The organism is Bartonella taylorii 8TBB, from assembly GCF_902825155.1.
Classification (GTDB): Bacteria; Pseudomonadota; Alphaproteobacteria; order Rhizobiales; family Rhizobiaceae; genus Bartonella; species Bartonella taylorii_A.
In genome coordinates, this window is the sequence record NZ_CADEAG010000120.1 from 1 (window position 1) to 453 (window position 453).

Genomic DNA, 453 nt, shown 5'->3' on the forward strand with positions numbered 1-453 from the left:
GCTTCCTTGGCTTTTTCAGCTTCGCTCTTGGCTTGATAGGTTTGTGAATCTGCTGCCTCGGCTTTTTTCTTGGCTTCATCCGAGTACATCCGCGCTAAACTTGCTATAGTCTTAGCGTTATTGGCTACTTCATTCGCGTCGTAAGCTTTACTCCACGCTTCATTCGCTGTGCTTTTTGCCTTTTCCGCCTCACTACGAGCTTGACCCGCATCATGGTTGGCATAACCAGCTGTCTGTTTGGCTTCTTTAGCTATTTTTTCCGCTTCATCCGCTACTGTCTCTACCTGTACGGCCTTCTTATGGGCGCTTTCAGAAACCTTTTTTGCTTCTTCTGCTGTCGACTTCGCACTACCAGCTACTTGTTTTAGTTCATCCAAAGCACTTTGAGATTCTTGCGCAATTTTTTCTGCTGCTTCCGCTTTACGCTTCGCCTCTTCCGCTAGGCCCTTCACC

1 protein-coding gene is annotated in these 453 nt (G+C 47.7%); it reads right to left on the reverse strand.

What is annotated here, in order from left to right; translation table 11 throughout:
* The coding region (locus J7R13_RS08930; protein WP_246786344.1) for an alanine-zipper protein at positions 1 to 453 on the reverse strand (453 nt) is incomplete at both ends.